Here is a 22,041-nt window from a genome sequence, read left to right on the forward strand (position 1 = left end):
GGGCCTGTCGTCGGCGCGGCCTCGTTCTGTTGTTACCCCCACCCCCGACCCCTCCCCGCAAGGGGGAGGGGAGAGGAGGGCGGCGATCATGAGGCTGTCGCGCTTCAATATCGCGGCGCTCGCGCTCGGACTGGCGTTTCTGTATCTGCCGATTGCGATCCTGGTGATCTATTCCTTCAACGCCTCGCGCCTTGTCACGGTGTGGGGCGGCTGGTCGCTGCGCTGGTACACCGAGTTCTTCAACGACGAGGCGATGCTGTCGGCGGCGTGGATGAGCCTGCGCGTGGCATTCTGCTCGGCGACGGCGGCGACGGTGCTCGGCACGCTGGCGGCGGTGGCGCTGTCGCGCGGCGAGCGTTTCCGGGGGCGCACGCTTTTCTCGGGCATGCTCTATGCGCCGCTGGTGATGCCGGAAGTGATTACCGGGTTGTCGTTGTTGTTGTTGTTCGTCGCCATCGACGCCGGGCGCGGCTTCTGGACGGTCACGATTGCGCACACCACGCTGACCATGTGCTTCGTGGCGGTGGTGGTGCAGTCGCGGCTCGGCGCGCTGGACCGCAGCCTCGAGGAAGCCGCGATGGATCTCGGCTGTGCGCCGGTGCAGGCCTTCATCGCGGTGACGCTGCCGCTGATCCTGCCGTCGATTGCCGCCGGCTGGATGCTGGCTTTCACGCTGTCGCTGGACGATCTGGTGATCGCGAGCTTCACCACCGGGCCGGGCTCGGCGACGCTGCCGATCCGGATTTACTCGGAAGTGCGCCTCGGCGTGAAGCCCGAGATCAACGCGGTCTGCACCCTGGTGATCGGAGCCGTGGCTCTGGTGATCGTTGCGGCGTCGCTGGCGTCGAAACTCACCAGCGAGCAAGGCGAAAGCGCCGCGCCGCTTTAATCCGCTTTTTCGGGAGTGGATTCGGCGGCGACCGGGGGCTGTATGTTTGCCGGTGCATCGGGAACCGGTGCGGACGGGCCGGAGGGCGTTGTTTCAGCACCAGGTGAAGCCGGAGTTGCCGCAGCCGGTGCAGGCGTGTCGGCTGGCGCCGGGGCTGCAGCGGGGATGGCAGGCGCAACGGGCGGAGGCAGCACGGGTTGAGGGATCGCAGCTTGCGGCTGTGCGGTTGGTTCAACAGCGGGCTTTTTGCCGCCGCCGGTGAAGCGGTCGATCACCGATTTCACCGCGTCGCGGGTCTTGCGATCCTTCAGCGAGTCCAGCAGCGGCGCGGAGGCCGGGGAGCGGCGGATCAGCGAATCCGAGTCCGGGAAGATCAGCGGATCGTCCCACGGACCCTGCACCACGAACGGCAACTGGAACGCCGGCGGCGCGTCGCTGGCAACCACAAGGCTGGCGACGCCTTTCAGATCGTATTCGCGCGATGGTACCGAGGCCGTGCCGGTGAGCATGATGCGCGTGGTCGCGCCCTCGAGTTGGGCATCCTCGGCGGTGGCGACGCCGTCCCGGAATCGAATGGCGATGCTCAGCGTGTTGAACGGCGTCGAGCCGGTGCGGAAGTTGCCCGCGCCTGACAGCGGACGGCGCTCCAGCCGTCTCAACAACTGTTCGATATTCAGTCCGCCGATGGCGCCGTCGCGTCCGGTCAGTGTCGCGGTGCCGTCGAGGGATTGCGCCAGCGCGAACGGGCTGGCGCCGGTGGCCTCCAGCGCGAAGCTGAGATTGCCGCGTCCGGTCAGCCGGCTGACGCCGAACAGTTCGCTGGCGCAGCTTGCCAGATCTACATCGGTGAACTGGAACTGGGCTTTGACATCGGCATCGGTGTCCGCACGAGTGATGCCGAACGATCCCTTGAGAATGCCGCCATAGATCTGCGCTTCGCCGATGCTCAGCGCCAGCGTGCCGCTGCGCAGATTGGCGCCGAGCGCTGTGCGTCCAAGTTTGGAGGGGCCGATGGTCACCTTCGCGGCCGACAGGCGCATGTCGAGATCGGTGGCGGAGAGGCCGCGCAGATCGAACAATTGTCGGTTCCAGTCGCGCGCGCCGCTGGCGAGCAGGCGCACGGTGTCGATATAGGGCGTGAAGTCGAGCGCGTCGGCGGCCAGCGTGGCCTGCACGGTCTGGCGGTCGTTGTTGCTGTAGGTGATGACGCCTTCGGCGGTGTTGCCGTCGAGTTCGAGATTGACGTTGGTCAGCGCGATCGACTCGCCCACCACATTGGTGCGCGCCTTGAGCGAAAACCGTCCCAGTCCGCCGGTGCCGGGCGCGGGTTGACCGGTCCAGCGCAGCGCGTTGCGCAGCGACGGGCTGTCGGCGGCGAGCGTGCCTTCCATCAGCAGGCTGGTGCGGTTGGCGACTGCCCCGTCGAAGGCGAATTTCAGCGGCGCGCTGGCGACACGGACTTTGATGCCGGAGCGGTCGCCGGACAATGCTGCGATGAAATCCGCGATGCTGAGGCTGCCGTCGACGCGCTCGCCCCGCCAGTCGAACTGGCCGGTGGCGGCGAAGGAGCGCGAGATCGACGGCCATGCCAGCGACAGATCGATGCCGTCGAGGGTTTCGTCGATGCTACGAGCATCGTTCTGATAGGTGAGGACGCCGTCCTTGATGAGGATTTCGGAGAACGACACCGGGCTGTCGATGCCGGGCTTGATGGTGCGCGCCAAGGTCTCGATGATGCCCGACCAGTTGCTGCGGCCGTCGGCGGCGCGCTTCACGTTGATGCGGGGCCGCTCCAGCGTGACATCGGCGATTTCGTAGCGCCGCATCAGCAGCGGCAGCAGGCGCAGGTTGGCGGTCAGCTGATCGACAGTGAGCGGTTCATCGCCGCCGCCGCGCGAGCCCGCGCCTTTCAGCCCGACCTGCCGCAAGGTGATGGAACTGCCCGGAAACACCGACACGCGGACATCGCCGTCGACCTTGAGGTCGAGGCCGGTGACGGCGCGAATCTGCCGCTCCACGGACAGCCGCACCGCGTTCTGGTCGATCATCCATGAAATGGCGATCAGGCCGATCAGCGCGGCAGCAAGCAATGCCGCAACCGGCATCGCCAGGCGCTTTATCCCTTGGGCCATCGTCAATGAGTTCATCCGGCTGGTTTGCGGTGTGGAGCATCGGCGGGTGTCCCGCCGCAGCGCAGGCTGCAACTTGATTGCTTTTCTTGACGCTTTCAAGGCCATCCGTGGCTTAAAGCCCTCTATCCAGACCACAATTCCAGAGGATGCCGCGGGAGAGGGATTGCGCGAGGCTGTGGCAAAACCGCCGGGGTGGGGTTCGGCGGCGTGATTGACGCGCCTTGAAGATTCCGCCTAATAATCGCCCACAAGCCCAATGGCCCGCCTATTCTCCCATCAGGTTGCAGCATCATGAACAAGGTTTTCCCCGACGCGAAATCCGCGCTCGATGGCGTTCTCAAAGACGGCATGACCATCATGTCAGGCGGTTTCGGGCTTTGCGGTATCGCGGAGACGCTGTCCGATGCGCTGCGCGAGGCGGGCGTCAAGAACCTGACGGTGATCTCCAACAACGCCGGCGTCGATGGCATCGGTCTCAGTCGCTTGCTCGAGACCCGGCAGATCAAGAAGATGATCTCGTCCTATGTCGGCGAGAACAAGCTGTTCGCGCAGCAGTATCTCGCGGGCGAGCTCGAGCTTGAATTCAATCCGCAGGGCACGCTGGCCGAGCGCATCCGCGCCGGCGGCGCCGGCATTCCAGCCTTCTACACCAAGACCGGCGTCGGCACGCTGATCGCCGAAGGCAAGGAAGTGAAGGAATTCGATGGCGAGAAATACATCATGGAGCGATCGCTGTTCGCTGATCTCGCTATTGTCCACGCCTGGAAGGGCGACACTGCGGGCAATCTCGTCTACCGGAAGACCGCGCGCAATTTCAATCCGATGATGGCGACGGCGGCGAAGGTGACGGTCGCGGAAGTCGAGCATCTGGTGCCTGCGGGCGAGATCGATCCCGATCACATTCACACCCCCGGCATTTTCGTGAAGCGCATCATCGCAGTCGATCCCGCCTTGAAGCGGATCGAGCAGCGCACCACGCGCAAGCGCGCATAACTCATCTCAGGAGGACGCCTTATGGCCTGGACCCGTGAACAGATGGCTGCCCGCGCTGCGAAGGAATTGCGCGACGGCTACTACGTCAACCTCGGCATCGGCATTCCGACGCTGGTCTCGAACTACATCCCCGACGGCGTCGATGTCGCACTTCAGAGCGAAAACGGCATGCTCGGCATGGGGCCGTTCCCCTATGAGGGCGAGGAAGATCCCGACCTCATCAACGCCGGCAAGCAGACGGTGACCGAGCTTCCGATCACCAGTTACTTCTCCAGCGCGGATTCGTTCGCGATGGTGCGCGGCGGGCATATCGATCTCTCGATTCTCGGCGCGATGCAGGTGGCGGAGAACGGCGATCTCGCCAACTGGATGATCCCCGGCAAGATGGTCAAGGGTATGGGCGGCGCGATGGACCTCGTTGCGGGCGTCAAGCGCGTGGTCGTGGTGATGGAGCATTCGGCCAAGGACGGCCCGAAGCTGCTGCACCGCTGCAACCTGCCGCTGACCGGCGAGCGCGTGGTGGACATGGTCGTCACCGATCTGGCGGTGTTCACCATCGACAAGCACGGCAAGGACGGCATGGCGCTGATCGAGCTTGCGGACGGTGTTACGCTCGACGAGGTGAAGGCCAATACCGAAGCCAGCTTCCGCGTGGCGCTGAAGAACGCGTGATCTCTAATGCGTCATCCTGAGGTGCGCGCTCTTTCTTGCGCGCCCCGAAGGATGACGACACAACGCGCCGCCATCCTTCGAGGCTCGCCAAAGGTGGCTCGCACCTCAGGATGACGAAATCGTGCTCACGCCGGTCCCTGCGGAATATCCGAGAACCGCGTCAGCCATGCCACCGGGCCGATGCTCGCCGCCACGATCAGCAGCGCCGCGAGTGCGCCGTCCTCGAAACTGCCGCGGCTGGCATACTGATAGATCGAGGTCGCCAGCGTCTCGACGTTCATGGGCCGCAGCAGCAGCGTCGCCGGCAATTCCTTCAGGCAATCGACGAACACGACGATGGCGGCGCCAAGCAGCGCGGGGCGCAGCAGCGGCAGGTGGATGCGCCGCATGGCGGTCATCTCGCTTGCGCCGGCGCTGCGGGCGCTGTCGTCGTAGTCGCGCGGAATCCGCTCGAAACCTGCCCGGATGAATCCCGTCGGCACCGCGAGAAAACGGATCACGTAAGCGGTGACAACCGCCGCGCCAGATCCCATCAGCACGAGACCGGGCAGCGACAGCCCAAGCGCGGCCGCAAGCGTGTTCAGTCCATTGTCGATCGCAAGCACGGGGGCGAGCAGGCCGAGCGCCAGCACCAGCCCCGGCAGTGCGTAGCCCATTTGCGCGATATTCGCGGTGACGGACTTCCATGCCGCCGGCCGCCAGCGGATCGCAAGAATCGTCGCAAAGCCAAGACCCAGCGCAACGAGCGTGGCGAGTGCGGCGAACGTCACCGAGTTGAACGCGTCGCGCCAGATGGCTGCATCAACCGTCAGCAACGAGCGGCGCACACTCTGGTGCAGAAGAAACAGCAGCGGCACGATGAAGCCGAGCAGAGCGGGCAACGCGCAGGCGGCGAACGTCAGCCAGCCCTTCATGCCGCCGAGTTCAGCGCGCTCGGTGAGCCGCGGACTTTCCGAGGAAAATTCCGTGACCGCGTTGCGGCGGCCATAGCGCTCCATCGCGATCAGACCTGCGACGATGACCAGCACCAGGCAGGACAGTTGCGCCGCACCGGCGAGGCTGCCGCGATTGAGCCAGGTCGTGAAGATCGACACGGTCAGCGTACGGATGCCGAGATATTCGCTGGCGCCGATGTCGTTCAGCGTTTCGAGTGCGACGAGGGCGAGACCGACCGCGAGCGCCGGGCGCGCCATCGGCAGCGAGATGCGGCGAAACACGTTCCAGCGGTTCGCGCCCAAGGTGCGCGCGGCCTCGGCGAATTCCGCGCTCTGCAACTGGAACGTCGCCCGCGCCGAGAGATAGACGTAAGGATAAAGCACGAGGCCGATGATGAGGATCGCGCCCGGCAGGGAACGCAGATTGGGCAGAAGCACCAGCGCGTCGCGCGTCGGAAGCCACAGCGTCAGCATGCGATGCAGAAGACCGAGCGGCTCGAACAGATCGACATAGACATAGGCTGCGATGTAGGTCGGGATCGCCAGCGGCAGTGGCAGCAGCCAGAGCAGCAACCCGCGCCCGGGAAAATCATACAGCGAAATCAGCCATGCACTGCCTGCGCCGGCACCGAGTGCGACCAGCCCAACGCCGAACAGCAGCAAAGCGGTATCGCGCAGCGCGAGCGGCAGCACGTAGTCGATGAGGTGTTGCCAGACGTTGGGCGCGGGCTGGGCCGCAAGCACGACAATGGCGAGCACCGGCATCGCCACAAGCGCCGCGGTGAACACCGCGAGCGCCGAGACGGCGGGCTGTGCGAGGCGGGTGGTGGTCACGCCGGCATCACGTCGGGAGCAATCGCAACCGGCTTATCCCTCAATTATCAAACCCGACCTTGTCGACCAGCGCCGAGGCTGCCTTGCGGCGGGCGCCGATCTTGGCGATAGGAAGGGTGTCGGCATTCAGTTTGCCGTAACCGGCGATGGTCGGGTTGACGGCGACGCCGGCGCGGATCGGATACTCGTAGTTGGCATCGGCATAGAGCTGTTGCGCCTTTTCGCCGGCGAGCCATTCGATCAGCTTGACGGCGTTCGCCTTGTTGGGCGCGTTCTTCGCCAGCAGCACGCCGGATAGGTTCACATGAGTGCCGCCGCCCGCGAAGGTCGGCAGGATCACTTTGGTGGCTTCCGCCCAAGGCTTCTTGTCGGCATCGTGGTTCATCATCAGCGCCCAGTAGTAGGTGTTGCCGATGCCGATGTCGCATTTGCCGGCTGCAACATCGCGCGCGGTTTCGCGGTCGCCGCCCGACGGCTTCTGCGCCAGATTGGCTTTCACGCCGCGCAGCCATTCTTCGGCCTTCGCCTCGCCGTGATGCGCGACGTAGGCCGCGAACAGCGCGTTGTTGTAGATATGCTGGCCGGAGCGGATGCAGATCTTGCCCTTCCATTTCGGATCGGCGAGTTCCTCATAGGTGATCGCGTCCTGCTTCACCCGGTCCTTCGAGGCGTAGATCACCCGCGCGCGCATTGCGATGCCAGCCCAGTGTCCGTCGGGGTCGCGGTATTGCGCAGGCACGATCTTGTCGATCACCTCGGACTTGATCGGCTGGGTCACACCGGCCTGCACGGCTTCATCGAGGCGGCCGATGTCCACCGTCAGCAGCACGTCCGCGGGGCTGTTGGCTCCCTCCGCCTTGATGCGCTGCTCGAGGCCCGAACTCGCCGAGACGATATTGACCTTGATGCCGGTCTCCCGGGTAAAGGTATCGATCAGCGGCTGCACCAGTTTGTTTTCGCGATAGCTGTACACATTCACTTCGCCGGACTGAGCGACTGCGGCATTCCATGTGATCGCCGATGCGACGGCGGTTGCGGCGGCGAGAATGCGGGTTCGTAACATGATTGATGCTCCGGCTTTGACGTGCGTTGCAGCGCGTGTGCCGGTGTCTGTAGCGCACAGAGCGAGCGTATTCACGCGGCGCTATGTCGCGAGATCGCGGATTTAGAGAGATTCCAGATTGCTCTACGCAATCGCGCTGGCGTGGGAGAACACCACCTCGATCAGCGTGCCGGAATGCGGCGCGGTCTTGATGTGGAACTGCGCGCGGTTGGCTTCCACAAGCGCCTTGGTCAGCGACAGGTTGACCGCAGAGCTGTCCGCGGTCTGATCCGAGGCGCCCGTCGTGCGGAACGGCGCCATTGCGGCGGCGATCTCGTTGTCATTGAGGCCAGGGCCGGTGTCGCGGACCCGCAGCACGATGTCGCCGAAATCGGTGGTCGCTGTCGAGACGATGACCTGTCCGCCGGCGTTGGCGAGATGGATCGAGTTGCCGATCAGGTTCAGCGCGATCTGGCGCAGCGCGCGGGCATCGGCCTTCACGGTCGGCAGCGAGTGGGCCAGCGAGGTGCGGATGATGATGCGTTCCCGGTTGGCCTGCGGCTGCATCACCGCAACGCATTGCTCAACCATGCTGTTGAGATCCTGGTTTGCGAACGACAGATCCATCTTGCCGGATTCGATGCGCGTGAGATCGAGCAGGTCGTCGATGATCGCCATCACCCGCTGGCCGGAAGCGCGGATGTCCTTCATGTATTCGACATAGCGCTCGTTGCCGAGCGCGCCGAAGCGCTCGTCGATCATCACGTCGGAGAAGCCGATGATGGCGTTGAGCGGCATGCGGACCTCGTGGCTGATCCGCGCCAGAATGTCGGCCTTCGCCGTCATCGCGCGCTCGGCCTGCCGCCGCGCCTGTATCAATTCGCCTTCGTTCTTCTTCGCCTGCGACAGATCGCGGAAGATCGCAAAAAAGCGCGCGCTGCCCGGCCGCGTCCGGCCGATGGTCATCGACAGCGGGATCGTGCCGCCGTCGCGCACGCGGCCCAGCATGTCGCGGCCGTGATCGAGCAGGCTTGCAACGCTGGTGGTCTTGATGCTTTCCACATAGTCCAGCACCGCGCGCTGGCTTTCCGGCGCGAACAGGTCGGTGAGATTGAGCCCGGCGATCTCGGCGTCGTTGCGGCCGAACAGCGCCTCGGCGCTGCGATTGCATGACAGCAGGCGGCCTTCATCGTCGAAGATCACGACGCCTTCGGCGGTGGTGTCGAGGATGGTGGCGAGCTCCTCGGCCTGTGTGTTGGCTTTCGTCTGTATGTCCTGGGTCTGAACAGCCGCCGCTGCGATCACAGCTGCGGGTTCGGCGCGTTGCTCGGAACGCGGCTCGCTGCGCGGGCCGGAAAACACCAATGCGTGCGCCGGTTCATTGTCCCATGTGATGGCGAACAGCCGTGCGTCGGCTGGCTGGCCCTTTTCGGGACCGCTCTCGCTGGTTGCCGCAATCACGACGGGCGTGCCTGTCTCCGATGTGCTGCTCGCCGAGCCGGCACCGGCTTCAACGGTTAGCGCATCGAGGCCGCCGGCCTCGGCGACCGCATGCAGGCTGTCATAGCCGGTTGAATTGAGGAACGCACTGTTGGCGTAGATCAGCCGGTCGAGCCGGTAGACCAGCACGCCAACCGGCAGACGATCGAGCAGCAGCGTATCCTGCGCGGAATTCGCGCGCGGCAGCGCAGGCTCGCGCGGCGTGAATGCCGCGGGATATTCGGTCTCCATTCGGGATGGAGCCTCGATTTCCGGAATCGCGGCATCGGCCGCGTGCGAATCCGCCGACACGTTGTCCGGCGCAGCTTGGTTTGCGAGGTCGGCTTCGAGGCGCGCCGAGAGCTGCCGCGCCAGCTCGTCGAATGCGTTGCTCTCGACCGGCGTCAGGGTCGGCGATTTCGGCTCGGCGACGGGAAACGGTACGACGTTCTGCGGAATGTCCACGGGCTTGGCCTGTTGTTGCGGAAAATCGTCTTTCGGGGCGCTGTCTTGCGCATCGCCGGGGGGCTGCAGCGTATCGTGCGGTCGCGCGGCGGGCGGTTGCTCGTCGATATTATCCTGCACGATGTCCTGGAGCGTTTCCGGGATGCTCTCTTGTAGAGTTTCTTCGATGGCGGTCTGCGCGGCTGCGTCGTCAGTGAACTCTTCGGACTGGGTCGTCGTCTCGAAGGGTTCCTGATCAGCAGAGTCCGGCGCGGGCGCTTCATCGAACGCTGATTCGAACACATCGACCGGCATCACGTCGCCGGGTTGCTCCGCCGATCGCTTCTCCGCCACGTCATCAATGGGTGCGTCGGCGCTCGGTTCGCTCGCAGATTCGATCGGAGAAGGTTCTGGCGCCGATACCGCAACGGCCTCTGTAACCGGCGCAGCATGTTCAACTTCAGGCTCGCTGACCGGTGCGGTCTCGACATCCGGGGCGACAATCACGGGCACAGGCCTCGGTATCGGCTTGGGCACGCTCACGGCGCCGATCAGGGCGACCAGCACTGTTGTGTCCGCAGTGCCGACGCGATGCACCCCGACCCGGCCAATGTTCATTTGCATTGCCGACTGTCCGTCACGGAGCGCGATGCTGCGTGCGTCGTCGAAGCCGGGCCCGGTGAGATCGGTGAGCAGCGGGGTGAAGCGCTTCGCAGTTTCGTTGACTGCCGCCAGCGCGCCGTTCGGCGTGAAGATCATGGCTGGCATCGTGACACTGTCGGCCAGATTGGCAACGCGCTCGGTGAGCGGCATCGGACGCCCGACAGGCTCGGCGGCGGCGATGAGAAGCCCACTGCTTCCGTCGGGAAAAACCAGCCGCACGCATGCGCATGTCAGCAGGCGGCCGAGCGGTGCGCCGAAACCGCGCAGCCGTTCAAGCCGCGCCGGGCCGGATGGCGAGAGTCGTGCCGCGAGCTGGGCGGCCTGGCGGCGACGCGGGTCCGCGGGACCGATGGTTCGCTCCGCAAGAATTGCGGCGTTGCGCGCGCCGAACAGGCGTGCACCTGCGGCATTGGCCCACAGAATATGTGCGCCATCGAGCGACCAGACCCATGCCGGCATGGTGCTCGTCGCGTGAACCGCAAGGCGCGGATCGCGGATCCCATGAAGCTGGAAATCGGCTTCGCTCATGTTGAACAACCCGGCAATGCTTATGCGTCTCGCTGTTGCGACGCCGGTTTCGGCGTCTGGGGCGGATCGGACAGCCTTAACAAATGATTAGTATGGCGTGGCTGCCGCGAGGTCCATCGGTGCGGTGCGACACTAACCCGCCAAACCCGCGATAACGTTAATCGGGGCGCGAACCCCGGCGCTGTCGGGGCGTTGAGGTGTTGCAAAAGATATTCAAACGGTCACGATAGATAGAAGCCGTCGCTGCGCTGCGTCATATGCGCGATGTCGCTTGGCGATAAATTTGCAGGACACCCGGAAGCCAGCCAATGGTTCCGGCATGCACAGGAGGATGCGACATGTCAGGCGATCGTTTCGAAATTCCGAAGGAAATGCGCTCGATGGCGGAAACCAGCCTCGATCAGGCCCGCAAGGCGTTCGAATCCTTCATCAGTACCGCCCAGCAGACGGCGGCGGCTTTTGGCGGCCCGTCGATGGGCGCTCCCGGCGCCGCAGCCAAGGACATCAGCGCCAAGGCCATCGCCTTTGCGGAAAAGAACGTGCAGGCCTCGCTGGCCTATGCGCAGCAGCTCATCCACGCCAAGGATCTCACCGAGGTGATGCGCCTCCACACTGAGTACGTGCAGGCCCAGATGCGCGTTCTGGCCGAGCAGGCCAGCGAAATGGGCCAGACCGTGACCCGTGCAGCGATGGACGCCGCCAAACCCAAATAAGGCCCCTCGCAAGGCCTGTGCCGTTAACCGCATCCCGACCCGGCGGCCGCGCCGGATCAGGGATGCAGGCGATGTTATTGCAATGCACAAGACCGGCCATATAGTGCAACATAATGCCGATCTCCTGCAGGCCACGCGCCCGCGATGACGGCTTTGCCGCTCGCCTTCGGCGCGCGGCCCGAATTCCAGCACAAGGACGTTTCCATGAGCGCGCACGATCCGTTTTCGAATGTCACCCCGTTTCAGGTTCCGGAGCAGGTTCGCGCGTTCGCCGAGCAGGGCGTTTCGCAGGCCCGCGAGGGCTATCAGAAGCTCAAGGAAGCGGCTGAATCCAGCAATGGTGCCATGGAAGCGGTCTACGCATCGGCCACCAAGGGCGCGGGCGATTTCACTGCGAAGGTGATCGACATCGCCCGAACCAACACCGAGTCGGCGTTCGATTTCGCCCAGAGCCTGCTTGGCGTGAAGTCGCTGCCGGAAGCGTTCGAACTGGTGAATGCCCACGCGCGCAAGCAATTCGAGGTGCTGACCGCCCAGTCCCAGGACCTTGCGGCGCTGACCCAGAAGGTCGCGACCGATGCCGTCGAGCCGATCAAGACCGGCGCGGCGAAAGCCTTCAAGACCGGCGTCTAAACGCAGGGCGGGGTTGAGGCGCGATCCGCAAGGCGCGCCGTTTTCCTGTTCTTTCCCCAGCAGATCGGGCGGCGCGGCTGAACCCGTTCAGTCCTGGCACTCACCAATAGCCGGGTTTTTATGGTGCGGTCAGGCCGCCGAAGCGTCTTGCCAAAGCGCGGCGTTGCACCTAGTTTCCCGCGAAATCGCCGCCTCGGGCAGGGCAGACGTTTGGCTGCCGTGCGATTTGAAAATGCAGTTGTAGCTCAGCTGGTTAGAGCGCCGGATTGTGGATCCGGAGGTCGGTGGTTCGATCCCACCCAACTGTACCACTCCTTCCTCCCCCGACAGTCTTCATGAGTTCGTGTGACCGCCGTTCCGGCGGCGGGTGACCGGTTGCGGGTGCCGTGCGTATGGCTGGTTTGCGCAGACGCCGCGGGCGCAAAACCGGCTTGATATTTCACATGTGAAATATATACGGGGCTCATCATGCAGCCCGACCGCCGATTGATTTACCTGATGAGCGTTGGCTTCCGCCGGCTGCAGCGAGGCATGGAGCAGCAAAGCCTGTCAGCGGCGCAGGCGGGCGTACTCTTCGTTCTGGGGCAGAAGGACGGCGCTTTGATCGGCGAGGTCGCCGACACGCTCGACCTGGTTCCGTCGGCCATGACCGGCCTTGCGACCCGCATGGAGCGCGCGGGATTCATCCGGCGCCAGCGCGACGACCAGGACAGCCGTGCGCTGCGGCTCTACCTCACGCCGGCTGGACGTGATGCGCGCAAACATGCAACGGCGCGTGCGCAGGGGCTGAATGCCAAGCTTATCGAAGGTTTTTCGGAAGCGGAGATCGATGTGGTCTCACGCTGGCTGACCAGCCTTCAGCGCAAGTTTCCCAAGGACACCGAACAATCTCAAACCGAGTAAGGAGGATGCGATGACCGATCACGTCAAGGTGGAATTCGATTCAGGGGTGCTCACCGTCACCATGGCGCGCCCTGACAAGAAGAACGCGATCACGAACGCCATGTACGGCGCGATGGCCGATGCGCTGGAACGCGCCGAGACCGATCCCGCCATTCGCGCGGTGGTGTTTCAGGGCGATGGCGACAGTTTCACCGCCGGCAACGACATGGCCGACTTTGCCGCGCAGTCGAAATCCCAAGGAGGCGTGCTGCATGTCGGCCGCTTTCTGAAGAACATCTCCTCGGCGACAAAGCCGATCATTGCCGCCGTGCAGGGCAACGCCGTCGGCATCGGCACCACCATGCTGCTGCATTGCGATCTCGTCTATGTCGCGCCGACCGCGCGGCTGATTACCCCGTTCGTCAACATCGCGCTGGTGCCCGAAGCGGCATCGACCCATCTGCTTCCGGCCCGCGTCGGCTACGCCAAGGCCTTCGAGATGTTCGCCTTCGGCGAACCGGTGGATGCCGCCACTGCCGTCGCGATCGGTCTTGCCAATGCGCAGGTGCCGCTCGAGGAGTTGCGCGGCAAGGCGCGGAACGCAGCGCTTGCGCTGGTCAAGCGTCCGGCCGGTTCGCTGGCGCAGACCAAGGCGCTGATGCGCGACGTCGGCTCCCTGCAGGCGCAGATGGAGCGCGAGGGCGACATCCTGCGGGCGCGGCTGAAGGGACCGGAGGCGCGCGAGGCGCTCATGGCCTTTGCCGAGCGCCGCCCACCGGATTTTTCCAAGATCAGTGCATGAGCGAAAGCCGGTCATCTGACCGGCTTTTTCTTTCGCTGGATGTGTCAGCGATCAGCCCGGCTCACCACGTCCATCAGTTCCGCGATCTTGCGGCGCTGGTCCGCCTTGTCGCCGGACGCGATCGCATGCTCCACGCAATGCGCGACATGGTCGCGCAGGATTTCCTCCTCGACTCGCCGCAGGGCGGCGCGGGCGGCTGCGATCTGCGTGACGATGTCGATGCAATAGCGATCTTCTTCGACCATTCCCGCGAGACCGCGAACCTGCCCTTCGATCCGTTTCAGCCTTTTCAGGCAGGACGACTTGATTTCCTTGCGCATGCTATACTATATACCCCTAGCGGGTATTTATTGCAAGCGGGTGTGGGTCATGGGATCAGCCGGACAACGGGACAAAGGCGAGGGCGGCTGCTGCGGCTGCTGCGGCTCTGGCGGTCATGCTCACGACCATTACAAGCACGATCACTCCCATGCGCATCATGGGGCGCACGATCATTCGCATGCCGGGGGGGGCGGGTGCGTTGACCGGGATCAAACCGGGTCGACCAAGGCGGTCGATCCGGTCTGCGGCATGAGCGTCGATCCGGCGACGGCGAAACATCGCTTTGCCTATAAAGGGCAGGATTATTTCTTCTGTTCTGCAGGCTGCCGTACGAAATTCGAGGCTGATCCGGAAAAGTATCTGGCCTCGAAACCCTCCGCGCCCAAAGAAAAACTGCCGGAAGGCACGATTTACACCTGCCCGATGCACCCGGAAATTCGCCAGGTCGGGCCCGGAAGCTGCCCGATCTGCGGCATGGCGCTCGAACCCGAAACCGTGTCGCTCGACGATAAACCCGATCCCGAACTGATCGACATGACGCGGCGGTTCTGGATCGGACTCGTCCTGACGCTGCCGGTGTTCGTCATGGATATGACCGTGCATCTCGCCGGCATCCACCTGCTGCCGGGGCAAACATCCAACTGGATATCGTTCGTGCTGGCGACGCCGGTGGTATTGTGGGCGGGCTGGCCGTTCTTCGAGCGCGGCTGGCGCTCGGTCGTCACCCGCAATCTCAACATGTTCACCCTGATCGCCATGGGCACCGGCGTCGCTTATGTCTACAGCGTCGTCGCGACCTTGGTGCCGCAGGTGTTCCCGGACGCGTTCCGCGATATGCATGGCGCAGTCTCAGTGTATTTTGAGGCCGCCGCCGTCATCACCGTGCTGGTGCTGCTGGGACAGGTGCTGGAGCTGCGCGCCCGCGCCCAGACCTCCGGCGCGATCCGCGCGCTGCTCGGCCTCGCACCGAAGACGGCTCGGCGCATTGGCGCGCATGGCGATGAAGACATCGACATTGATGTCATCACGGTGGGTGACCTGCTGCGGGTGCGGCCGGGCGAGAAGATTCCGATCGACGGCGTCGTCACCGACGGATCGTCGCTGGTGGATGAATCCCTCGTCACCGGCGAATCCATGCCGGTGAAAAAGAGCGAAGGCGCAAAAGTGATCGGCGGCACCGTCAACCAGAGCGGCGGCCTCGTAATCCGCGCCGAGAAGATCGGCCGCGACACCATGCTGGCGCGGATCGTCGATCTGGTGGCGCGGGCGCAGCGTTCACGTGCGCCGGTGCAGCGGCTGGCGGATCAGGTCGCAGGCTGGTTCGTGCCGGTGGTGATCGCTGCGGCTCTGGTGGCGTTCGCCGCCTGGACGGTATTCGGTCCGGAGCCGCGCTTTACTTACGCGCTGGTCGCGGCGGTGACGGTGCTGATCATCGCGTGTCCCTGCGCGCTCGGTCTGGCGACGCCGATGTCGATCATGGTCGGCGTCGGCCGCGGTGCGCGGTCCGGCATTCTGATCCGGGATGCGGAAGCGCTGGAGCGGATGGAGAAGGTCGACACGCTGGTGATCGACAAGACTGGCACGCTCACCGAAGGCAAACCGAAGGTGGTGGCTATTGTCGCGGCCGATGGCTTCGAACGCGACGCGTTGCTGCGGCTGGCCGCCAGCGTCGAGCGAGGCAGCGAGCATCCGCTGGCCTTTGCGATCCTGAACGCGGCGAAGGAGCAGGGCCTTGCGCTTGCCGAGGTTCAGAACTTCGACTCGCCCGCGGGCAAGGGCGCCAGCGGCACCGTCGATGGCCGCAAGGTCGTGCTCGGCAATGCTTCAATCATGCAAGTGTCGAACGTCGATACCCGGGCGCTGGAGAAGGACGCGCTGGAGCAGCGCGAACGCGGCGCGACCGCGATCTATGTCGCGGTCGACGGCCGCGCCGCCGGCGTCATCGCCGTCGCCGATCCGATCAAGCTGAGCGCACCGGAGGCGCTGAGGCAGTTGCGCGCGAACGGTCTGCGCATCGTCATGCTTACCGGTGACAATGTGACGACAGCGCAAGCGGTGGCGAAAACGCTCGGCATTGCCGAGGTCGAGGCCGACGTTCTGCCGGAACGAAAGAGCGATGTGGTCACGCGGCTGCGCGGCGAGGGCCGGGTGGTGGCGATGGCCGGCGACGGCATCAACGATGCGCCTGCGCTCGCCGCGGCGGATGTTGGCATCGCCATGGGTAGCGGCACCGACGTGGCGATCGAAAGTTCAGGCATCACCTTGCTGCGCGGCGACCTGATGGGCCTGGTGGAAGCGCGCCGGCTGTCGCAGGCCACCATGAGCAACATCCGCCAGAATCTGGTGTTCGCTTTTCTCTATAATGCAGCGGGTGTTCCGATTGCAGCGGGCGCGCTCTATCCGGTGTTCGGGATCCTGCTGTCGCCGATGCTGGGCGCCGCGGCCATGGCGCTGTCGTCCGTCAGTGTGATCGGCAATGCGCTGCGGTTGTCGCGCGCGAAGCTTCATTCGTGATTTTCAAGACGCGCGCGCGCGTAGATTTTTGACCTGCGCCATGTGCGTCAATGGAAATTTAGTGCAGAAAAAAGGCCGGGCTAAAGAGCCCGGCCTGTTTAGTTTTGGCCACGTGAGGCCGACACAATCACCTTCCAAGAGGGATAACTGAATGCGCGCGCCCGCTGGAGGAGGGGGACAATGTGCAAACGCGCTCACTCAGTGTGGAGAGAGTATGGTCCTCGACTTCCGGTGCGGACAACTCCGATCCCGGTATGTCAGTCATGCTCAGGATGGGAGGCTCAAACGTCCGTTTGAACCGGCTTAACCCGGCCAACGCTGGGCTTTACTGACGATAAAGTCGCGGAAAACCTGCACGCGCGCCACCGACTTCAATTCTTCGGGATAGACGAAATAAGTATCCAATTGGATTGAATCGGCTTCGCCGAAAAGCTGCACCAGCCGGTTGTTATCCTCCACCAGATAGTCCGGCAGCGCCGCGATCCCGAGGCCCTGCTGGCAGGCACGCACCAGGCCGAGGATGTTGTTGACCCGGAAGACCGGCTCGCGCGGGCCGGAGCCGTTGCGGTTGGCTTCCACCAGCCAGTTTCTGTTTTGCAGGTGCTGCGGCACGTTCTGGTCGCTCAGCATGATGATCCGGTGCGCATCGAGTTCGTCGAGCGTACGCGGCGTGCCGTAGCGCTTGACGTATTCCGGCGAGCAATAGGCGTGAAAGCCCATCGAGAACAGTTTGCGCTGAATGAGATCGGGCTGGGTCGGCTTGCGGGTGCGGATCGCGACGTCGGCCTCGCGCATCGACAGGTCGAGTTCCTCGTCGGTGACGATCAGCGAGATACGGATCTCGGGATACAGCGCGGTGAATTCGCCGAGCCGCGGAATCAGCCAGTTGATGCCGACACCCGGTGTTGTCGTGACCTTGAGGTCGCCGCTCGGCCGTTCGCGGCTATCGGTGAGCTTGGCGCGCGCCGCCTGCAACTGCATGAACACGTCATGCGCGGTGCGAAACAGCAGGTCGCCCTGTTCGGTCAGGATCAGCCCGCGCGCGTGGCGGTGAAACAGCGACACCGATAGTTCCTGCTCCAGCGCGCTGACCTGTCGGGAGACCGCCGATTGCGACAGTCCGAGCTGCTCGCCGGCATGGGTGAAACTGCCCGCTTCCGCAGCCGCGTGAAATACCTTTAACTTGTCCCAATCCATATCGCTCAATCCGTCGCGTGTTCGAGGCATGGTTACTCCGCCGCTGCGCGTTCTGTCGCGCTGTGAGCCAGGAAACGTTCCGCTTCAAGTGCCGCCATACATCCGAGGCCGGCCGCTGTGACGGCCTGGCGATAGGTTTCATCCGCGACGTCGCCCGCCGCGAACACGCCGGGCACTGAAGTGGCGGTGGAATGCGGTGCGATCTCGACGTAACCGGAGGGTTTCAGTTTCAACTGCCCGGTGACGAGTTCGGTCGCCGGCGCATGGCCGATGGCGATGAAAACGCCGTCGGTGGCGTGTTCGGTCACAGTGCCGCTCTTGAGATTTTTCAGGCGTATATGGGTGACCTTCGCCGGATTTTCGGCGCCGCGGATTTCTTCGATCTCGCTGTCCCAGATCACCTTGATCTTGGGGTGCTTGAACAGGCGATCCTGCAGAATGCGCTCGGCGCGCAGGCTGTCGCGGCGATGGACCAGCGTGACGCTGGAGGCGAAGTTGGTCAGGAACAGCGCTTCCTCGACAGCGGTGTTGCCACCGCCAATCACGAAGACGTCCTTGTTGCGATAGAAGAAGCCGTCGCAGGTGGCGCAGGCCGAGACGCCGAAGCCCTTGAATTTCTCTTCCGAGGGAATGCCAAGCCAGCGCGCCTGCGCGCCGGTGGACAGGATCACGGCGTCGGCCAGATACACGTCGCCGCTGTCGGTGGTGATGCGGAACGGGCGCTGGCTCAGTTCGAGCTTGTTGACGTGATCGGTGACGATCTTGGTGCCGACATGGGCCGCCTGCTTCTCCATCTGCTCCATCAGCCAAGGGCCCTGGATGACGTCGGCAAAGCCCGGATAGTTCTCGACGTCGGTGGTGATGGTGAGCTGGCCGCCAGGCTGGATGCCCTGAATCAGCACGGGCTCAAGCATCGCGCGCGCGGCGTAGATGGCGGCGGTGTAGCCGGCAGGCCCTGACCCGATGATGACGACCTTGGCATGAATGGGAGCGGCCATAACGCGACCCTCAATAGCTTTGTTGCATGGATTGGCCAGCGAAGAGGCGGGAAATGCCCGCAAAGGCTTCGCTGCGGCGTCGAAAGTGCCAATTCCAAATGTAGGCTTTCCTGTGAGCTATGCAAGATATGCAACCCATATCCTGCAATTTTCCCCAGCTCCGCATGACCTGTCGCAATGACGAAATAAAATTGCGCGAACCGCGCCGGCTGGCTAGAACTGTGCCGGAATCGCCTGGAAGTGACGGGCGTCCAGAAACCGGGACAGCGGCGTGGTGGTTCGCAGTCCGTATCATACCCGCTGCGCGCTCGGATACGGACCTGCGGACCAAAACCACACCGGAATCCATAATTTCTAGTGTCCTTTCGTATCCGGCGTTCGCACGGAAGGCGCTGCAAAATGAAGCGAACGCCGGATACGGGACACTAGTGTCAAAGAGCCTCGACGAAATCGATCTGAAAATCCTCAGTGAAATTCAGGCCGACGGCCGGATCACCAATGTCGAACTGGCCAAGCGGGTCGGCATTTCGCCGCCGCCCTGCCTGCGCCGGGTCCGCACGCTGGAGGAGGAGGGCTACATCCGCGGTTACCGCGGCCTGCTCGATCCGCCGTCGCTCGGCTTCGATGTCACCGTGTTCGCGTCGGTGCATCTGTCGAGTCAGGCCGACGCCGACCTGCGCGCCTTCGAGGACTTCGTTCGCAAGGAGCCGTTGGTCCGCGAATGCTGGATGCTGTCGGGCGACGTCGATTTCATTCTCAAATGCGTCGCGCCGGACATGGCGACCTTCCAGAACTTCGTCTCGCATCTCACCGCCGCGCCTCACGTGCGCAACGTGCGGACCTCGCTGGTGCTGCACAATTCCAAGGACGCGCCGGACGTGCCGCTCGAACTGAAAGTCGCACAGGCCTGATTGCGCGTCACTGCCGGCCGGCACCGGCTTGACTGCTGGAATGACTGGACAAAAGCCGCGTTCCCACATGGCCTCCCTTCGAGGGGCGACGTTCTCCTTCCCGATCCGATGAGCTAGAAGCGCGCTGCCGGGCGCTTCCCTCGCGCCCATTTGCGTGAAGGGGGCTGACGTTTGACTCTGTTCCAGATCTTCGTGCTGGCGGTGGCAGGATTCACCGCGGGCACCATGAATGCCATTGCCGGCGGCGGCACCTTCGTCACCTTCGCGGCGCTTGTCGTCAGCGGATTGCCGACGCTCGATGCCAACGCCACCAGCGCGGTTGCGCTGACCCCCGCCAATCTCGCCAGCGTCGCGGCCTATCGCTCCGAGGTGCGCGCGCATTTCCGCGAGATGATTCCGTTCGCGATCATCGGCCTGATCGGCGGCGGCGTCGGCGCGTTACTGCTGATCTGGCTCGGCGACGGCGGCTTCCGCCCGCTGGTGCCCTGGCTGCTCCTGCTGGCGACGCTGATGTTCGCGTTCAGCAGGCAGATTCGCCTGTTCGTCGCGCGCTGGTCGCAGGGCCAGCACACCGTTGCGAAGCTCGTCGCCTATGTGGTGATGATGATCGTCGCGATCTATGGCGGCTTCTTCGGCGCGGGCGTGGGCATCATGATGCTCGCAGCGTTGTCGATCATCGAGAGCGGTGACTTTCACAAGGCCAACGCGACCAAGATTCTCGTCGCGTTCCTGATCCAGGTAGTCTCGGCGGCATTGCTGATCGCGGGCGGTCTGGTGCATTGGCCGCAGGCGCTGGTCACGATCGCATCGTCGGCGCTCGGCGGCTACTATGGTGTCAGTCTCGCGCGCATCGTGCCGGAAAAAATAATCCGCGCCGCGGTGGTGGCCGTCGGCGCGGGGTTAACTACCGTGTTCTTCCTGAGATAAAGCTCAGTTATTTAGCAGGATCAGGACTTGCCGCGCGACGCGTCGATGCTCCATGGGCCTGCGCCGGCGCTCGCCAGATAAAGGCAGACGAAGCAGAACAAGGCGGCTCCGGTGCCGCCGTTGTTCAGCGGATGCCAGACCGGTTCGCCGGTCTTGAACATGTGCCCCATGAAGTAGGCGAACGCCATTTCACCGGAAAGGATAAAGGCGGAGAGGCGCGTGAACAATCCGACGATCAGTAGCGCGCCGAGCACGAGTTCGAGGGTGCCGGCCGCCACGATCAGTGGCGGGATGTTGGCGAAATACGGCAGCACCGGAAACTTGAAAAGTTTGGCGACGCCGTACTGAAACAGCAGCAGGCCGGTGATGATGCGAAGCACGCTGAGAAGCTGCGGTCGGTACGGTGCGAGAAATTCGAATTGCATGGACAACCCCCTGTTTGATTCCACACACTTTGTTATCGCGCCGAAGGCGGAATCGAAAGCGCGCTGCGTCCCGGAACCGATGACGATTTCGTGGGGCGAACTGGAATAATCCGACAGAGACAGTGTTACGCGTGTGCCCCGGTTTCCGCTTTGATACCGGCTCCGCTATTTTTTCTGCGGTTCGCCCTGCGGAATATCTGCGCCGATGCAGCGGATGGCCTTCGGCTGACACGCAAGGCCGATGTTCGAACAGACCGGCGCTTGACCGTCCGGGCCGCGCGCGCAGTTCACGCAGTCATCGGTCCAGCGCGTGCAGTTCGGCTGGTTGACGTAAACCGACAGCTCTTTTGGTTTAAGCGGCGGAGGGACGTCGATCTCGGCGGCGTGCGCAAGCGGGGCGGCCATCAACGTTACCGCCAGCGTTACGATCAGATGGAATGTCCGCATCGTTCAAAATCCATCCCGAATGCTGCCGATCCTAAAGCAAATGGCCGGGATGTCCCGGCCATTTTCATTGCACCGCTCCGCAGAGGGCGTCCGACCGGCTACTTCCAGTCGACCTTGGTGATCTCGTAAGCCTTGGCGCCGCCCGGCGCGACGACTTCCACCGACGCGCCCTTCTTCTTGCCGATCAGCGCGCGCGCGAGCGGCGAGGTGATCGAGATGCGGCCTTTCTTGGCGTCGGCCTCGGGCTCGCCGACGATCTGCCAGACGGCTTTTTTCTCGGTGTCTTCGTCCACCAGGGTGACGGTCGCGCCGAACTTGATGGTGTCGCCGGACAGTTTCGACACATCGATGATGTCGGCGCGCGCCAGCTTGTCCTCGAGTTCCGCGATGCGGCCCTCGTTATGCGACTGCGCTTCCTTTGCAGCATGGTACTCGGCGTTTTCCGACAGGTCGCCGTGCGAGCGCGCTTCCGCAATCGCCTCGACGATGCGCGGACGCTCCACCGACTGGCGCTGCTTCAATTCAACTTCCAGCGCGGCGTAACCGCCCTGGGTCATCGGTACCTTTTCAACCATTTCGTCGTCGTCCTTGAACTTCGTGCGGCGACCATTTGCAGGCACGAAACGTCTTGATGTGAGCCCTTTGGCATTGGGCCGCCGC

The 22,041-nt window shown here is 63.9% G+C and carries 20 protein-coding genes and 1 tRNA gene; 11 read left to right on the forward strand and 10 right to left on the reverse strand.

The window, feature by feature from the left end; translation table 11 throughout:
* The first annotated feature begins 88 nt into the window (after positions 1-88).
* Positions 89-889 carry an ABC transporter permease gene (locus LVY71_RS04975; RefSeq protein ID WP_235098660.1) on the forward strand — a complete coding sequence of 267 codons (801 nt, stop codon included), beginning with the start codon at positions 89-91 and terminating at the stop codon, positions 887-889.
* On the opposite strand, the gene LVY71_RS04980 is transcribed toward LVY71_RS04975, so the two are convergent.
* Complete coding sequence (locus LVY71_RS04980) at positions 886-3,021, reverse strand: AsmA family protein (RefSeq protein WP_235098661.1); 2,136 nt, start codon at positions 3,019-3,021, stop codon at positions 886-888. The two genes, LVY71_RS04975 and LVY71_RS04980, sit on opposite strands and share 4 nt — an antisense overlap.
* Positions 3,022-3,312: 291 nt before the next feature.
* Here LVY71_RS04980 and LVY71_RS04985 point away from each other — a divergent pair, with 291 nt between their 5' ends.
* Entirely contained in the window at positions 3,313-4,014 is a 702-nt protein-coding gene (locus LVY71_RS04985) for a CoA transferase subunit A (RefSeq protein WP_235098662.1), read from the forward strand.
* A gap of 21 nt (positions 4,015-4,035) precedes the next feature.
* The gene (locus tag LVY71_RS04990) at positions 4,036-4,686 is read left to right on the forward strand and encodes a 3-oxoacid CoA-transferase subunit B (RefSeq protein ID WP_235098663.1); all 651 of its coding nucleotides are present in this window, start codon (positions 4,036-4,038) and stop codon (positions 4,684-4,686) included.
* A 125-nt stretch (positions 4,687-4,811) separates the two neighbouring features.
* Here LVY71_RS04990 and LVY71_RS04995 read toward each other — a convergent pair whose 3' ends face one another.
* The 3 genes from LVY71_RS04995 to LVY71_RS05005 all read right to left on the reverse strand — a co-directional run bounded on the left by LVY71_RS04995 (position 4,812) and on the right by LVY71_RS05005 (position 10,611).
* On the reverse strand, positions 4,812-6,455 hold the full coding sequence (locus LVY71_RS04995; protein WP_235098664.1) for an ABC transporter permease: 1,644 nt from the start codon (positions 6,453-6,455) through the stop codon (positions 4,812-4,814).
* Positions 6,456-6,495: 40 nt separating this feature from the next.
* On the reverse strand, positions 6,496-7,518 hold the full coding sequence (locus tag LVY71_RS05000; protein ID WP_235098665.1) for a Fe(3+) ABC transporter substrate-binding protein: 1,023 nt from the start codon (positions 7,516-7,518) through the stop codon (positions 6,496-6,498).
* Between the two features lie 123 nt (positions 7,519-7,641).
* A complete protein-coding gene (locus LVY71_RS05005; protein WP_235098666.1) occupies positions 7,642-10,611 on the reverse strand; it encodes a PAS domain-containing sensor histidine kinase in 2,970 nt (989 codons plus the stop codon).
* Between the two features lie 338 nt (positions 10,612-10,949).
* Between LVY71_RS05005 and LVY71_RS05010 the strand changes: the two genes are divergently transcribed.
* From LVY71_RS05010 to LVY71_RS05030, 5 genes are all read left to right on the forward strand, one after another.
* Entirely contained in the window at positions 10,950-11,324 is a 375-nt protein-coding gene (locus tag LVY71_RS05010) for a phasin family protein (protein ID WP_235098667.1), read from the forward strand.
* 204 nt (positions 11,325-11,528) lie between these two features.
* Complete coding sequence (locus LVY71_RS05015) at positions 11,529-11,957, forward strand: phasin (RefSeq protein WP_235100016.1); 429 nt, start codon at positions 11,529-11,531, stop codon at positions 11,955-11,957.
* A 234-nt stretch (positions 11,958-12,191) separates the two neighbouring features.
* Positions 12,192-12,268: transfer RNA gene (locus LVY71_RS05020), tRNA-His, on the forward strand.
* Positions 12,269-12,425: 157 nt separating this feature from the next.
* Entirely contained in the window at positions 12,426-12,860 is a 435-nt protein-coding gene (locus LVY71_RS05025; protein ID WP_235098668.1) for a MarR family winged helix-turn-helix transcriptional regulator, read from the forward strand.
* Positions 12,861-12,870: 10 nt separating this feature from the next.
* Positions 12,871-13,641 carry an enoyl-CoA hydratase gene (locus LVY71_RS05030; protein ID WP_235098669.1) on the forward strand — a complete coding sequence of 257 codons (771 nt, stop codon included), beginning with the start codon at positions 12,871-12,873 and terminating at the stop codon, positions 13,639-13,641.
* Positions 13,642-13,685: 44 nt separating this feature from the next.
* Here LVY71_RS05030 and LVY71_RS05035 read toward each other — a convergent pair whose 3' ends face one another.
* Positions 13,686-13,961: a metal-sensitive transcriptional regulator gene (locus LVY71_RS05035; RefSeq protein ID WP_235098670.1), complete on the reverse strand. Its 276-nt coding sequence runs from the start codon at positions 13,959-13,961 to the stop codon at positions 13,686-13,688.
* 49 nt (positions 13,962-14,010) lie between these two features.
* On the opposite strand from LVY71_RS05035, the gene LVY71_RS05040 reads away from it, so the two are divergent.
* Positions 14,011-16,476, forward strand: a complete 2,466-nt coding sequence (locus LVY71_RS05040; RefSeq protein ID WP_283842503.1) for a heavy metal translocating P-type ATPase — start codon at positions 14,011-14,013, stop codon at positions 16,474-16,476.
* 303 nt (positions 16,477-16,779) lie between these two features.
* Here LVY71_RS05040 and LVY71_RS05045 read toward each other — a convergent pair whose 3' ends face one another.
* Positions 16,780-17,703, reverse strand: coding sequence for a LysR family transcriptional regulator (locus tag LVY71_RS05045; protein ID WP_235098672.1), 924 nt, complete (start codon positions 17,701-17,703; stop codon positions 16,780-16,782).
* A 2-nt stretch (positions 17,704-17,705) separates the two neighbouring features.
* Positions 17,706-18,671: a thioredoxin-disulfide reductase gene (trxB, locus tag LVY71_RS05050; RefSeq protein ID WP_235098673.1), complete on the reverse strand. Its 966-nt coding sequence runs from the start codon at positions 18,669-18,671 to the stop codon at positions 17,706-17,708.
* A gap of 428 nt (positions 18,672-19,099) precedes the next feature.
* On the opposite strand from trxB, the gene LVY71_RS05055 reads away from it, so the two are divergent.
* Positions 19,100-19,582: an Lrp/AsnC family transcriptional regulator gene (locus LVY71_RS05055; protein ID WP_235098674.1), complete on the forward strand. Its 483-nt coding sequence runs from the start codon at positions 19,100-19,102 to the stop codon at positions 19,580-19,582.
* 171 nt (positions 19,583-19,753) lie between these two features.
* Entirely contained in the window at positions 19,754-20,509 is a 756-nt protein-coding gene (locus LVY71_RS05060; protein ID WP_235098675.1) for a sulfite exporter TauE/SafE family protein, read from the forward strand.
* A gap of 20 nt (positions 20,510-20,529) precedes the next feature.
* On the opposite strand, the gene LVY71_RS05065 is transcribed toward LVY71_RS05060, so the two are convergent.
* The 3 genes from LVY71_RS05065 to greA form a co-directional block, all read right to left on the reverse strand.
* Positions 20,530-20,934, reverse strand: a complete 405-nt coding sequence (locus tag LVY71_RS05065) for a DoxX family protein (RefSeq protein WP_235098677.1) — start codon at positions 20,932-20,934, stop codon at positions 20,530-20,532.
* Positions 20,935-21,099: 165 nt separating this feature from the next.
* A complete protein-coding gene (locus tag LVY71_RS05070; RefSeq protein ID WP_235098679.1) occupies positions 21,100-21,381 on the reverse strand; it encodes a hypothetical protein in 282 nt (93 codons plus the stop codon).
* A gap of 98 nt (positions 21,382-21,479) precedes the next feature.
* Complete coding sequence (gene greA / locus LVY71_RS05075) at positions 21,480-21,956, reverse strand: transcription elongation factor GreA (RefSeq protein WP_235098681.1); 477 nt, start codon at positions 21,954-21,956, stop codon at positions 21,480-21,482.
* Between the last annotated feature and the right edge of the window lie 85 nt (positions 21,957-22,041).

Source organism: Bradyrhizobium sp. G127, assembly GCF_021502575.1.
Classification (GTDB): domain Bacteria; phylum Pseudomonadota; class Alphaproteobacteria; order Rhizobiales; family Xanthobacteraceae; genus Afipia.